At 68.1% G+C, this 13,220-nt stretch carries 16 protein-coding genes; 5 read left to right on the top strand and 11 right to left on the bottom strand.

Annotation, left to right across the window (positions count from 1 at the left end):
- The first annotated feature begins 22 nt into the window (after positions 1 to 22).
- The 5 genes from U1T56_RS18655 (at position 23) to U1T56_RS18635 (ending at position 2,463) form a co-directional block, all read left to right on the top strand.
- Positions 23 to 166 (top strand): hypothetical protein, encoded by a 144-nt coding sequence (locus tag U1T56_RS18655; RefSeq protein WP_418161004.1) that lies wholly within the window; start codon positions 23 to 25, stop codon positions 164 to 166.
- Positions 167 to 328: 162 nt separating this feature from the next.
- Entirely contained in the window at positions 329 to 970 is a 642-nt protein-coding gene (locus U1T56_RS18650) for a hypothetical protein (protein ID WP_418161003.1), read from the top strand.
- Positions 967 to 1,287: a hypothetical protein gene (locus tag U1T56_RS18645; protein WP_418161002.1), complete on the top strand. Its 321-nt coding sequence runs from the start codon at positions 967 to 969 to the stop codon at positions 1,285 to 1,287. The genes U1T56_RS18650 and U1T56_RS18645 overlap by 4 nt, the downstream gene beginning before the upstream one ends.
- On the top strand, positions 1,256 to 2,068 hold the full coding sequence (locus U1T56_RS18640) for a hypothetical protein (protein ID WP_418161001.1): 813 nt from the start codon (positions 1,256 to 1,258) through the stop codon (positions 2,066 to 2,068). Before U1T56_RS18645 ends, U1T56_RS18640 begins: the two co-directional genes overlap by 32 nt.
- The gene (locus U1T56_RS18635; protein ID WP_418161000.1) at positions 2,065 to 2,463 is read left to right on the top strand and encodes a single-stranded DNA-binding protein; all 399 of its coding nucleotides are present in this window, start codon (positions 2,065 to 2,067) and stop codon (positions 2,461 to 2,463) included. The genes U1T56_RS18640 and U1T56_RS18635 overlap by 4 nt, the downstream gene beginning before the upstream one ends.
- 113 nt (positions 2,464 to 2,576) lie before the next feature.
- On the opposite strand, the gene otnC is transcribed toward U1T56_RS18635, so the two are convergent.
- The 11 genes from otnC to U1T56_RS18580 all read right to left on the bottom strand — a co-directional run bounded on the left by otnC (position 2,577) and on the right by U1T56_RS18580 (position 13,005).
- A complete protein-coding gene (gene otnC / locus U1T56_RS18630; RefSeq protein WP_418160999.1) occupies positions 2,577 to 3,215 on the bottom strand; it encodes a 3-oxo-tetronate 4-phosphate decarboxylase in 639 nt (212 codons plus the stop codon).
- Entirely contained in the window at positions 3,212 to 5,227 is a 2,016-nt protein-coding gene (locus U1T56_RS18625) for a D-apionate lactonase family protein (protein WP_418160998.1), read from the bottom strand. Before U1T56_RS18625 ends, otnC begins: the two co-directional genes overlap by 4 nt.
- Positions 5,228 to 5,247: 20 nt before the next feature.
- Positions 5,248 to 6,348 (bottom strand): ABC transporter ATP-binding protein, encoded by a 1,101-nt coding sequence (locus U1T56_RS18620; RefSeq protein WP_418160997.1) that lies wholly within the window; start codon positions 6,346 to 6,348, stop codon positions 5,248 to 5,250.
- 3 nt (positions 6,349 to 6,351) lie between these two features.
- Positions 6,352 to 7,176, bottom strand: a complete 825-nt coding sequence (locus tag U1T56_RS18615) for a carbohydrate ABC transporter permease (protein WP_418160996.1) — start codon at positions 7,174 to 7,176, stop codon at positions 6,352 to 6,354.
- Positions 7,173 to 8,102, bottom strand: a complete 930-nt coding sequence (locus tag U1T56_RS18610) for a carbohydrate ABC transporter permease (RefSeq protein WP_418160995.1) — start codon at positions 8,100 to 8,102, stop codon at positions 7,173 to 7,175. The genes U1T56_RS18615 and U1T56_RS18610 overlap by 4 nt, the downstream gene beginning before the upstream one ends.
- A 37-nt stretch (positions 8,103 to 8,139) precedes the next feature.
- Complete coding sequence (locus U1T56_RS18605) at positions 8,140 to 9,594, bottom strand: ABC transporter substrate-binding protein (RefSeq protein ID WP_418160994.1); 1,455 nt, start codon at positions 9,592 to 9,594, stop codon at positions 8,140 to 8,142.
- Positions 9,595 to 9,638: 44 nt separating this feature from the next.
- A complete protein-coding gene (locus U1T56_RS18600; RefSeq protein WP_418160993.1) occupies positions 9,639 to 10,688 on the bottom strand; it encodes an NAD(P)-dependent oxidoreductase in 1,050 nt (349 codons plus the stop codon).
- On the bottom strand, positions 10,685 to 11,470 hold the full coding sequence (locus U1T56_RS18595) for an HpcH/HpaI aldolase family protein (RefSeq protein WP_418160992.1): 786 nt from the start codon (positions 11,468 to 11,470) through the stop codon (positions 10,685 to 10,687). Before U1T56_RS18595 ends, U1T56_RS18600 begins: the two co-directional genes overlap by 4 nt.
- 33 nt (positions 11,471 to 11,503) lie before the next feature.
- The gene (locus U1T56_RS18590; protein WP_418160991.1) at positions 11,504 to 11,803 is read right to left on the bottom strand and encodes a putative quinol monooxygenase; all 300 of its coding nucleotides are present in this window, start codon (positions 11,801 to 11,803) and stop codon (positions 11,504 to 11,506) included.
- A 117-nt stretch (positions 11,804 to 11,920) separates the two neighbouring features.
- Positions 11,921 to 12,217, bottom strand: a complete 297-nt coding sequence (locus U1T56_RS18585) for a hypothetical protein (protein ID WP_418160990.1) — start codon at positions 12,215 to 12,217, stop codon at positions 11,921 to 11,923.
- 41 nt (positions 12,218 to 12,258) lie between these two features.
- Complete coding sequence (locus U1T56_RS18580; RefSeq protein WP_418160989.1) at positions 12,259 to 13,005, bottom strand: transcriptional regulator NanR; 747 nt, start codon at positions 13,003 to 13,005, stop codon at positions 12,259 to 12,261.
- Between the last annotated feature and the right edge of the window lie 215 nt (positions 13,006 to 13,220).

Here is a 13,220-nt window from a genome sequence, read left to right as displayed (position 1 = left end):
AAACAACCTGGAAACTTTTTGGATGACCGATGTTCTCGTCGAATGTGAGAGAAGGTTCATGAATTCTGCCGGCGGACATCGTGCCCGCATGCCTGTCCGCCAGCACGTTTCCGCAGCCGTTTTCATGGGCCGGATCCTTGAAATTTCGCTCGCTGTCGCCATCTGACGACAGCATCGTCCGCTGGACCGGGTCGCGCGACCAGAAGCGGTCAGGCGTTCTTTTCTCCCGACTGACCGGCAGGCTTTCTGAACGAATGTTCATTTGTGATCGGTGCCGCGCGCACCATATATAGAACATTCCGAGAACACAGCTCCCGAACGGCACACGATGAACCTCACCGCCACGGATGTCCGCCACATCCTGGCCGGTCGCGCACGCTCGGTTTACGACCGCCTCACCGGGGCGGGCGGGACGCCGGATCTCTCCGGGGTGCTGAGCGTGCAGATCGGTCGGGAGACCGAGCGGCTGAACCTGGACTGGCTGCATCGCCGGATCGAGGGCAGCTCGCTCTACCGGCTGCCACGGCCCGGCATGGTGGCGGGCGAGGTCGAGACCGTCGGGCGGGATTGCATCGTCGCACGCGACCGCTACCGGGCGAAGGCCGACGGGTTTCTCGTGGTGCCGGAGCTCGGGCCCATGGTGGTCGAGGCGAAGCACGTCTCGGAAGGCCGGCTCGCCGGCCAGATCCAGGCCGAGTATCTGCCGCAGCTCTTCGTGACCATGCACGTCTGCGGCCTGAAGCTCGGTGTTCTCTCCGTCTTCTACGGGCTGGCCCGCCACACCGCCTATTTCGTCGCGTGGGACGAGGCCTACTGGGCGAGCATCGAGCGCGAGGTCCAGGCTTTCCTGGCCCATGTCGAGCTCGGGATTCCACCGGACGGCGAGGAGATCCCGGCCATGAGCCGGATCACGCTCCCTGCGGTCCACACCAACCTGAAAGGGCTCCAGAAGTGCCTCGCTTTCGCGTGAGCTACAGCTTCACCGATCAGTTCGCCGGGGACGAGGACGCGATCCGCAAGGCGATCCGCGATCTGTCGTTCTCGACCGCGTTCGACCCCGCCGACCTCAACGACTGGCGGGTGCACCGCACCGAGGACGGCAAATACCTGCTCGAAGCGAGAAGGACGCTCGTCGACGAGATCTTCGAGACCAGCGAGCGCGCGGCCTTGCGCAAGTTCCTCTACGGCATGGACCTTCCGGATACGATCAATGTCGCGAACATCCACATCGAGCGCATCGACGACGAGCACGAAGATGGCACCACCCGCGACGAAGCGGCAGCGTGAGGGGACGGGCGTGAAGGGTCTCGATCTCTGGAACAAGCTCGAGCTGACCGACGCCGCCTACACGAAGCGGTTCGACAAGGGCAACTTCAAGGGCACGGCGGTCGATGCGATCTACAACATCAAGCGCATCACCGAGCAGCTAGGCCCCGTCGGCTTCGCCTGGGGCTGGCACATCGTCAAGGACGAGCTCGTCAAGTTCGACGACGGTGCGGAGCCGACCTGGATCCACAACTGCGTCGTACGCGCCTGGTTCAGGCAGGAGGACGGCTCGACGCGCGAGGTCGAGCACGTGGGCTCGACGATCGCCGCACGCTATGTCGGCCGCGGCAGCCAGCGCCGCTTCATGGTGGACGACGAGTACGCCAAGAAGTCGGTGACCGACGCGCTCTCCAAGATCATGGTGAGCCTCGGCGCTTCCGCCGACATCTGGCTCGGCCGCTTCGACGGCAACAAATACGTGCCGCCGGCAACCGGCGAGGCGCAGGGCGAGCCCGAGGACGGTCAGACGATGCAAGCGTCTGACCTGCCGCCGCCGCGCGCCCGGGCGGTCGAGGACGAGAGCCTCGTTGCCGAGGCGCGCAGCCATCTCATGGCCGTGCGGGGCATGGACGGCGCCACGTTGCGCGAGGCGCGCAACTGGCTGCGCATGTCACCCGACGGTGTCAAGCCCAGCCGCTGGACGCTCTTGGGCCAGGTCGACCGTGATCTCCGCGACGAGCTCGCGAGTGCCATGAACCGGCGCGCTACCGAGCTCGGCATCAGCCTGAAGGAGGCCGCATGAACAAGGTCCTTCTGTTCGGCCGGCTCGGCCGCGATCCGGAGATCCGGGTCACGGCCGACAACATCAAGGTCTGCCACATCAATCTCGCCACCACCGAACGCTTCAAGGACAAGAACGGCGAGTGGCAGGAGGGGACCGAGTGGCACCGCGTCGTCGCCTTCGGCCGCACCGCGGAGAACTGCGAGCAGTACCTGAGCAAGGGGCGCGAGATCCTGGTCGAAGGCCGCCTGCGCACCCGCGAGTGGGAGGACCAGACCGGTGGGAAGCGCTGGACCACGGAAGTGGTGGCGAGCAACATCACCTTCGCCAGCAAGGGTACCCATGCCGAGGACGGCAGGAACGGCGGCCGCAACGGCCGGACGGACGACCACCTCGACGAGGAGATCCCGTTCTGAGCGGAGGCGCCCTCCCGAGCGCGAACGGCCCCGTTTCTCCGGAACGGGGCTTTTTCTTTGCCCATGGCCGATGGCGCGGCCAGCCGGGCGCGCTCCCGGCGCCGTCCGGGGGATCAGCTCGGGAACGCGGCCGCGAGCGCTGCGATCTGGGCGGCATCCAGGAACCGGGTCGGGCGGCCTTCGAGAAGGAGGCGGAGCTTCGCCGTCTCCTCCAGCTCCTCGGCGTTGAACACCGCATCCTCGAGGCTCTTGCCGGCGACCACGGGCCCGTGGTTCGCGAGCAGCACGGCGTGGTGCCGGCGCGCTGCCGCCCGCACCGCCTCGGTGAGGCTGCGATCGCCGGGGCGGTAGTAGGGGATCAGCGGCAGCCGGCCGATCCGCATCACGTGGTAGGCCGTGATCGGCGGCAGGACGTCCGTGGGATCGTCGTGGCGCAGGCAGGACACCGCGACGGCATGGGTGGAGTGAAGGTGGACGATGCCCCTCGCCCCTGCCCGCTCCTCGTACATGGCGAGATGGAGGAAGGCCTCCTTGGAGGGCGGGTCGCCGCCGATGTGCCGGCCGTCCGGGGTCACCCTGGCGAGCCGGGCCGGGTCGAGGAGACCGAGGCAGGAGTTGGTGGGCGAGATCAGGAACGAGCCGTCGTCGAGGCGCGCGCTGATGTTGCCGGTGCTGCCGTGCGCGTAGCCGCGCCGGTAGAGGAGATCGCCGAAGCGGCAGATCGCCTCCCCGAGCCTCGCCTCCTCGCTCATCCGGCGCGGCCCGCGAGCACGAGCCGGGCGACGGCGTAGGCCGGGAGCGTCAGCGCTTCCGTGCTGGCGGGCCGCGCGATCCGATCGAGCGCGTCGGGATCGCGGCACGCGGCCTCGAAGCTGCCCTCGTCGAGAAGGGCCAGCGTACCCGTGCCGGCGACATCGTCGCCCGCCAGCCGGACCTCCTGCTGCGCACCGGTGAGGTTCGCGAGCCACAAGGTGACACCGGTCCGCGAGCGGACGGCCAGGACCTGCACGTCGCGAGGCGCGCTGCTCTCGGTCCCGAGCACGGCGCCGCCACGCAGGACCGTGGCACCGCGGAGCACGTGGTAGCTCGGGCGGAGCACGGCGTCGGGGTGGTCGTCGAACCAGGGCTGGGGATGGTCCTGCGGCGTGTGGACGATGCCGGACGGCCCCGTCACGGCCGCGAGCGTCACGGCCGCGAGCCCGGCGCGGGCGGCATGCGCGAGGTAGCCCGCGTACCACGCGGCCCCGATCAGCCCGCGCTCGCGCGGATCGACCCGGGCCATCGCGACCCGGCCCTGATCCGGGTTCTCGGCCGGCGCGGCGCCGTAGGGGTTGGCGCGCATCGAGATCGCGGTCGGGAACAGCCAGTAGGGCTTGCCGCCCGCGAAGGCTTGCGTGCTCCTGAAGACGTAGGGCAGCGATTCCAGACCCTCGGTGAGCGAGAGATCGTCGCCGGCATGGACGAGCGGGCAGGTCGTGTGGACGATGAAGTCCAGAAGCCCGACCGGCGGGCGCTTGCGGTTGAGCTCGGTGAAGTAGCTGAACATGCCGCCACCCACCGCGATGTCCGGGAAGGCCGCGCGTGTGGCCGCGATGAGATCGGCCCAGGCGGGCGCCTTCGGCCAGATGCTGCCGGGCAGCGTGCATTTGAGATCGCAGGCCGGGCTGACGGCGATCCGGCCGAGCTTCACGCCCGACTGCCCGACGGCGCGGCGGACGTGATCGAGGTCGCGCCGCAAGGTCGCGAGATCGTCGGTCGGCCGTCCTTCCGCGTCCACGCAGGGCAGCACGGCTTCCAGCACCAGTTCGGCGCCGAGCGCTCGTGCCAGCTCGCCATAAGCCCGGAGCAGCCCGGCATCGTGGCCCTGCCGTGCGTCGAAGGCGCCGACCAGGAAGGCCGGCGCTGCCGGCCGGAGCAGGCTCGTGCGCTCGAGGGCGGCCGCGACGTGCTCGGCCGGCACGGCGAGGCCCACGGCCGGCATCGTCGCCACCTCGTCCGTACCCACGGTCACCGTGACCGGGCCTGCGGCGGCAGCGCCGCCGCCGGCGGGCAGACGGCCTTCGACGGTGAGTGTCACCTTCTGCGTGAAGCGATCGCCCTTTTTGATCGTGTAGGGCCAGGGCAGCGCCAGGGGGCGAACGTAGGTCTTGTAGGAGGCATCGGTCCAGTTGCGCTGGTCCTCCATCTCGAAGGTGTCGCCCTCCATGCGGCAGGTGACGCGCGCACCCGGGAAGACCTCGTGCGTCAGCGCGCGGATGTCCTTGAACGGGCACATCGGGTCGATCAGCTCGGGAAAGCGGCTCTTCTCGATCGTGCCGTCGACGTGCTCGACCTCGACCGGCGCGCCGCTGACCCCCTCGACCCCGTGCAGGACGACGAAGCCGGTGCGGTTGGTGAGGAAATCGGTGCGCGCCTCGCCGTCGGCGGTGAAGGAGAGATTGCCGTGCCGGTCGGCCTCGATGCGGGCGCTGTAGGCGAAGGACTGCTGCGCGTCCTCGCAGACGGCATCATAGGTCACGCGAAAGCCGTCCGCATCCTGCTCGATCCTGAGATTCGAGATCCTCGGATTGTAGGTGCCCCAGTTCTTATCGCGCACGATGTAGCTGATGGCGCGGATCGCCTCGCGGCCGGCGAGCTTGACGTGGCGCAAGTTGCCGGCATCGAGGCTTGCTTCCAGCGGCCCGGCCCGCAAGGTCGGGGTCTCGGGCACCGGCTCCTCGGTGCCGAACAGCCGGATCGCGCGCGAAGGCCCGCTCGTCGTCATGGCCCTCTCCTCCCTGTTCGTCAGATGACCCGCTCGGTCTCGGGGTCGATGAGGATCACCCGCTGCGTGTCGACCAGAAGCTCGAGCTCGGTCCCGGCCCGCTCGACGAGATGCGCCGGCAGCTCGGCCGTGACCTCGACCCCGCCGAGGCGAAAGGCGGCGTAGGTGCGGGTACCCGTGGGCTGGACGAGATCGATCAGAACGCGCAAGGGCGCCTGGCCGGGTCGGTGGGCGGCTCCGTCCGGACGGCTCAGATGCTCGGGACGCACGCCCAAGATCAGCTCGCGACCGCGCCAGGGGGCGTAGCGCCCGATCCGCTCGTGCGGCAGCGGCAGGAAACGGCCGTCGGTGAAGCGGGCGACGAGGCCACCGTTCGCAGGCTCCAGCCGGCAGGGCACGAAGTTCATCTGCGGCGAGCCGAGGAAGCCGGCGACGAACCGGGTCGCCGGACGCTCGAAGAGATCCAAGGGTGCGCCCTGCTGCTCGATCCGGCCATCCTTCAGGAGCACGATCCGGTCGGCCAGCGTCATCGCCTCGACCTGGTCGTGCGTCACGTAGATCGTGGTCTTGCCGATCTCCTGGTGCAGGCGCTTGATCTCGGCGCGCATGCCTTCGCGGAGCTGGGCGTCGAGGTTCGAGAGCGGCTCGTCGAACAGGAACAGGCGGGCGTCGCGCACGATGGCACGGCCGATCGCGACCCGCTGGCGCTGCCCGCCCGAAAGCGCACGCGGCAGGCGGTCGAGGAGGTGCGAAATGCCGAGCATCTCGGCGGCGCGCTCCACGCGGCGCCTGATCTCGGCCTCGCCGAAGCGCCGGGCGCGCAGGCCGAAGGCGATGTTCTCGAAGACGTTCAGATAGGGGTAGAGGGCGTAGTTCTGGAACACCATGGCGATGTTGCGGTCGCGCGGACGCATCCCGTTCACGACCTCGCCGTCGATGTCGATGGTGCCGCCGTCGATGTCCTCGAGGCCGGCGATGGTGCGAAGCAGCGTGGACTTGCCGCAGCCCGAGGGGCCGACGAAGACGCAGAACTCGCCCTCGGCGATGTCGAGATCGATGCCACGCAGCGCCTGCACCCGGCCGTAGTTCTTGGTGAGTCCGCGAATCCGAAGGCGTGCCATGGCCTAGCCTTTCACCGCGCCCATGGAGATGCCGCGGACGAGGAAGCGCTGGAGAGCCGCCACGGCGACGAAGATCGGGATGGTGCCGAGCACGCTCATGGCGGCGATCTTGGCCCAGAAATTGGACTGGCCGCCGAAGTAATGGGTGACCTGGACGGGGAAGGTGGTGACGGCGCTGCGCGTCAGCACGAGCGCGAACAGGAACTCGTTCCAGGCGAAGACGAAGGTGAAGACGGCGGTGGCGAAGATACCGGTGCGCGCCATCGGCAGCACGACCTTGCGGAACACGCCCCAGCGCGTGCAGCCGTCGACCAGCGCCGATTCCTCGAGCTCGAGCGGGATGTCCTGGATGTAGCCGCGCATCATCCAGATCACGTAGGGCAGATTGAACGCGGTGTAGAGGACGATGAGGCCGAGGAAACTGTCGACCCAGCCGAGCCTCACGTAGAGGAGGAACACCGGGAAGACGATGACGATCGGCGGCACCATGCGGTTGGAAAGCACCCACATGGCGAAGTTGTCGCCGCCGGTCTCGAAGCGTGCGATCGAGTAGGCGCACAAGGTTCCGAGCAGCATGGCGGCGGCCGTGCTCACGCTCGCGATGAGGAGGCTGTTCCAGACCGTCCAGGCGTCCCCGTCCTTGAACAGCACGGCGTAGTTGCCGAGCTGGAGCGAGGCCGGCCACCAGACCGGCGGGTAGGCGAAGATCTCCTCGGGCGTCTTGAAGGAGATCGTGAACAGCCAGTAGAGCGGGAACAGGAACACGACCAGCACGAGAAGCGCTGCCGCATAGCGCAAGGCGAGGCCGAGCCCGCGATCGGCCCTCATCGCGCGATCTCCACGTGCTTCAAGGCGAGCACCACCAGTACATTGACGATGATCAGGATCACGAACGCCATGGCGGCGGTGTAGCTGGTCTCGAACTGCTGGAAGCCCTGGACGTAGGCGTAGATCGAGACCGTCTCGGTCATGGTGCCGGGCCCGCCCTTGGTGAGCGCCCAGACGATGTCGAAGAGACGAAACAGGTCCAGCGCGCGGATCAGGACGGCGATCGCGAGCACAGGCTTGATCGCCGGCAGGACGATCTTGCGGAAGGTGGTCCAGAAGCCGGCGCCGTCGATTTCGGCCGCCTCGAGCTGCGATTTGTCGACGTTGGCGAGCGCCGCCAGCAGCAGGAGGAACATGAACGGCGTCCACTGCCAGATCTCGGCCATGAGGATCGCCGGGTAGACGAAGTCCGGGTTCACGGCCCACAGGATCGTGACCTCGTGGCCCGTGATCAGGCTCAGGAGATGGTTGATCGGCCCGTAGCGGTTGTCGAGAAGAAGCCGCCAGGTGGCGCCGCTGATGATGGGCGAGATCACCACGGGCAGGACCAGAAGGGCGATGAACACCTGCCGGCCGGGCATCCGCTCCAGAAACAGGAAGGCCAGGAACAGACCCAGGATCAGCTCGACGGGAAGCGCCACCACGAGGAAGGCGAAGGTGTGGAGGAGGGCCTGCCAGAAGCGCAGGTCGTTCAGAAGCCGCCCGTAGTTGAGCAGCCCGCTGAAACTCGTGTCCTCCTCCAGCATGTTGATGTTCTGGAAGCTCACGATCGCCGTGTAGACGATCGGGAACAGGCCGATCAGCAGCATCACCACCACGGCCGGTGTGATGGCGAGATACTTGAACTGTCGGTCGGCGAGCCGGGAGAGGCGGCCGTCGACCCGGCCGCCTCTCGGGCTGGCGCGCGATGTCAGGGCGTCGTGCACGCTGCCGAGGCTCCGGCCCGACCGGCGCTCACCCGCCTCAGGCCTTGGACGGGTAGGCGTTGGGCTTCGCCGCCCACTGCTCGTAGGCGGCGCGCTGCTTGTCGACGCCGATCCGCTGGGTGATCGCGTCCCACTGCGCCGCGACCTCGTCCAGGATCGCCTTCGGGTCCTGGCCGGCCCAGAGCTTCGAAATGCCCTGGCGCAGCGCCTCCTCGTACTTGTCGGTCTGGATGATCGAGAGGTCGAGCAGCCCGTTCACGGCGCCCGCGTGGAGCGCTTCCAGATATTCCGGCGCCTCGGGCCAGCGCTTCTTATATTCCTCGGACGCGAAGTGGCTGTCGCGGAACGGATCGCGGAGCGCGTAGGGGAGCTGCACCCGCTCGAGGCTCACGTCCTTGCTGTTGAGCCACTGGATGAAGAGATAGGCCGGCAGCTTGTTCTTGGAGCCCGCGGCGACGCTGAGCGCGAAGCCGGCGGCGAGCTGCGGATGGCCGCCGGGCGGCATGGCGTAGCCGACCTTGCCGGCGATCTGGCTCTTCGGCACCCAGGAGAGCGCCTGCTGGTCGGTGCCGTAACCCGCGGCCCAGCGGCCGTAAGGCGGCCAGGAGATGGTCATCGCCGTGTCGCCTTTCAGGAACGCGGCGAGATTCTCGACGAAGCCCCAGGTCTCGACCCCCTTCGGCATCACCTTGTTCTCGGCGAGCCAGTCGGTGAAGACCTTGACCCCGGCCTCGCTGTTCACCGCGGCCTTCATGGTGGCGGGATCGAAGAAGCGGCCGCCTTCGTTGCGGAACCGCTCCTGGAACATGAACTGGGCATAGGGCGCATCGCGGAAGAACGCGGCGCCGTAGGGCTTGCCGCCGGTCGCTTCGGTGATCAGCGCCGCCACCTGGTCGAACTCTTTCCAGGTCTTGGGCGGCACGGGCAGGTCCGTGCCATGCTTCGCCTTGTAGGCGGCCCGGATCTCGGGATTGCTCAGGACGTCCTTCCTATAGTAGAGGACGAACACGTCGCCGTCGTCGGGGAAGCCATAGATCTTGCCGTCCACCGTCATCTGGTTGTCGCGGTAGACGGGGGCGATCTCCTTCAGCTCCTCGCGGTAGCCGTACTTGTCCACGTAAGGATCGAGCGGCTCGAGGGCGCCGGCGCGCACGAGATCGGGCATCCAGGACGGGATGACGTTGAGCGCGTCGTAAGCGCCGGTTCCGGCCCGGTGCTCCTGCAGGATCTTCGTGAACATCTCGGCGGTCGGCACCTCGATCACCTTGACCGAGATGCCGGTGAGCTCCTTCCACCTCGGCCCCGAGAAGTTCAGAGGATCGAGCGACTGGAGCCCGGCCTCCCAGACGATGCTGATCTCGGTGCCCTTGAAGCGCCTGGCCTCCTCGACCGCGATCTCCGCCGCGGAGGCCGCCCAGGCCGGCCGCGGCAAGCCGAGAGCGGCCCAGCCGCCGAGCGCGGCACCGGTCCACACGAAGTCACGTCTGCGCATGATCGTTCTCGCCTCCCCCAAGGATCGCGCCTTCGCGCGAACCGTCAGCCGCCGAAGCGGGCCTGCAGCGCCGCGAGCTTGCTCCGCCAGGCCGTGGAATCGATCACCTCGCGATTCACGATGCCCCGCGGTATGCGCCCGTGCATCACGTCCAGCACCGCACGCACGTCGGCCGCGCCGTTGCCGGCGAAACACTCGTCGGTCCAGCACAAGGAGTGCGGCGTCACGATGACGTTGTCGAGCGCCAAGATGGGCTCGTCGGCAGGGCACGGCTCGACCTCGAACACGTCGAGCCCGGCCCCGGCGATCCAGCCGTCGCGGAGCGCCCGGTAGAGCGCCTTCTGGTCGACGATCGGCCCGCGTGCGGTATTGATCAGCCAAGCGGTGGGCTTCATCAGGCCGAGGAGGTGGTCGCTCACGAGATGCCGGGTGGCGTCGCTGAGCGGCACGCTCACCGAGAGGAAGTCGGCGCGGCGGAACAGCTCCTCGAGACCGACGAGCTCGACGCCGAGCTCGGCCGCGACCGTCGGATCCTGGTAGGGATCGTGCGCGAGGAACTTCATGCCGAAGGGCTGGGCGAGGCGGAACACCTCCGCACCGATATTGCCCATGCCGAGCTGGCCGAGCGTCTTGCCGACGAGCCCCTCACCCATGTAGTCGGACCGTCTCGCCCAGCCCTCGGGGCCTTGCCGGCACAGCCGGTCCTTGATCAGGAGCCGCTGCGAGAGGGCGAGGACGAAGGTCAGGATCGAGACCGCCACCGGCCGGCGCACGCCGTCGGGCGTGATGACGAGGGCGATGCCGTTGTCGGTGCAGGCCTTCACGTCCACGCTGTCGTAGCCGACGCCGAAGCGGGCGACGACCGCGAGCCTGCCGTCGGCCGGCACGCTCGCGGCGGTGAACCTCGGCATCAGCAGGATCAGGGCATCGCAGCCGGCGAGCCCAGTCGCCGGCATGACGCCGTCCACGGGATCGACGAACACCACCTCGACGTCCGGGTCGTCCAGGAGCGGCGAGAGGTCGAAGCTGGGGTAGGTCGGGCTGCCGTCGGGGCGCTTGAAGTCGCCACTCAGCGCCACCTTGAGCCGGCTCATGCCCCACCCCCGCAGGCCTTGCGGATGCCGTCCACACCGGCTTTCACCGCCGCTTGGTAGGCCCAGACGTCGCCGGAATAGCAGATGAAGTCGAAGCCCTTGGCATGATAGGCAGCACCGGTCGCGACATCGGGCACGAGCCGGCCCGTGGCCTTGCCGTGACGCCGGCAGGCGCGGGTCACGGCGTCGATCGCGTCCAGGAAATCCTTGTGCTCGAACTGGCCCGGAATGCCGAGCGAGGCCGAGAGATCGAAATGGCCGACCCAGAGGCAGTCGACACCGTCGAGGGCGGCGATGGCGTCGGCGTTCTCGACCCCGGCTCTGGTCTCGATCTGGGCGAAGAAGGTGGTGCGGGTGTTGGCGCCGCTCAGCTTGTCCATGACCGCACCGCCCTGGTAGAGGTCGTGCGCGACCCCGAGCGCCACGCCGCGCTGGCCCATGGGCGTGTACTTCATGCAGTTCAGGATGTGCCGCGCCTCGGCGGCGTCGTTCACCATCGGCAGCATGATGCCCTCGGCCCCCATGTCGGCGGCGCGGGCGATGTGGTGGTACTCCTTGGACGGCACGCGCACGATGGCGGGCAAGCGGGCGGCCTCGAAGTAGCGCAGCACGCTCTTGATGGTCTCGAAGCCGAAGCCCGAATGCTCGGTGTCGAACAGGACGAAGTCGCAGCCGGCGTTCTTCAGCATGTAGCCGATGCCGGGAGTCGCGAACTCGACGATGAAGTGGCCGACCTTGAGCTCCCGGCTCTGTGCCTGGGCCTTGAGGCTGTCCGCTGCCATGATGGCTGCCGTCTCCTTGGAATGGGTCGCCGCTCAGGCGGCGAAGCCGAGCCTGGTCACGGCCTTGGTCAGGACGAGCGGACCCGCGGCCTCGGCGAAGCGCCGATAGTGCTCGCTCGCGAGATGCGCCTCGAACGCCGCCGCATCGTCGTAGATCTCGTAGAGGATCACCCGATCGCCGGGATCGCCCTCGGGGACGAGGACGTCGAACCGCCGGCAGCCCGGCTCGCGCTGCATGGACGCGGCGGCGTTCTCCAGGACGAGAGCGCGGAACGCATCACGCGTCGCGGGGGCCAGCGTGAACTCGACCAGGATCACGTGTCGCCGGTCCATGCAGCACAACCTCCCTGACATGTCCCTTCGTGCTTTGGCCGACGGCACCTGCCGGATGCCGCCGGATCGTTGGTGGGTGCATGCCTGCGTCACATCATGTCATCATACCAGTGAAAGTCAAGCGCTAGCAGCCACTGCCGTGTACGACTGCTCGATGAGGAGTCTCGAGACTGTCCGCGTCCGGGATTTCCGCCCCGCGTGCGGCAGACGCGCGTTCTCGCCGAAGAAGAAGCGGGCAAGGTCCAGGGGGATGCCGAGATCGGCGATGATGAAGCGCTGCGGACGGTGCGAAGGCCGATCCGGCCACGCCGAAGCTGCCGTCCGCCGGCCGATGACATTGGAAGCGCCAAGATCGGCGGTCAGGATCGCGGCTTTTGTCGATCCGGGGATCGCTCGCACGAGCGAGGTTCTCATGGGCTCGTCACACCGACCGTGCCGGTCACCGCAACAGGGGTTCACACGGTCTCGGCCGTGCGCTCGAACTGACGGTAGAGCTCGTTGGCGCGGCTGAGATGACGAGTCATGGCCTCGGCCGCTCCCTCGACGTCCCGTGCGGCGATGCGCTCGAAGATCGCCGTGTGCTCCTGGATGGTCAGGGCCTCCGCACCCTTGAGTCGCACGAGGCCGACATGAAACTCGGCCAGCCACTCGAAGATCGCCTGGCTCAACGCGACATAGATCGAGTTGCCGGTGATGACGGCGATCTCGCGATGGAATGCCATGTCCTTCTGCAGGAACTCGTCCCAATAGTCGGAGCGTCCGAGGCTCTGCGTGGCCGCAGCCGCGCGGTGCTCGTCGAGCCGCTCCTTCAGCCGGGCGATGTCGGCGTCGGTGGCGCGGGCCGCGGCCATGCGGACGATGCCGGTCTCGAAGAACAGCCGCGCCTCCTTGAGCTGCTGCAGCGTCGTGGGCGAGGTCGCGAGCAGATGGCGGGCGGCGTGCGCCACCTGGTCGATGATGGTCCTGGCCGTCGGCGCCACGATGCGCGCCCGCTCGCCGTGGGTGATGGTGATGAAACCCATCCGCTCCAGCGCCTGCATGGCCTCGCGCACGGCCGGCCGGCCGACCTGGTACTGGTTCATGAGATCGCGCTCGGACGGCAGGTGCTCGCCTGGTGCGAACTCACCCCGGGTGATCCGGGCGAGGAGACGGTCGAGCACCTCGTGCGACAGCTTGCGGCGGCGGATCGGTTCGTTATCCATGGAAATCACTCGCCGTTGATCGCTCCTGGCCCTTCCTGCTCGTATGCTCATAATACCATTGCCCGCGACGGGCAAACCTGCCGGATGGCCGATGGCCCGACCGTGGCCGGCGCCAGAACGGGATGCGACTCCTCGGGGGCGCGCGTCATCGTCACAGGCGGCCGCCCGCACGGGCCGCCGCCATTGCGGTCCGGTCACGAAACGGCTAGCTTTCG

Origin of the sequence: Benzoatithermus flavus (assembly GCF_037908215.1) — a bacterium.
Taxonomy (GTDB): domain Bacteria; phylum Pseudomonadota; class Alphaproteobacteria; order Geminicoccales; family Geminicoccaceae; genus Benzoatithermus; species Benzoatithermus flavus.
The sequence above is the reverse complement of the archived record's forward strand: the minus strand, read 5'-3'. Positions and strand labels throughout refer to the sequence as shown.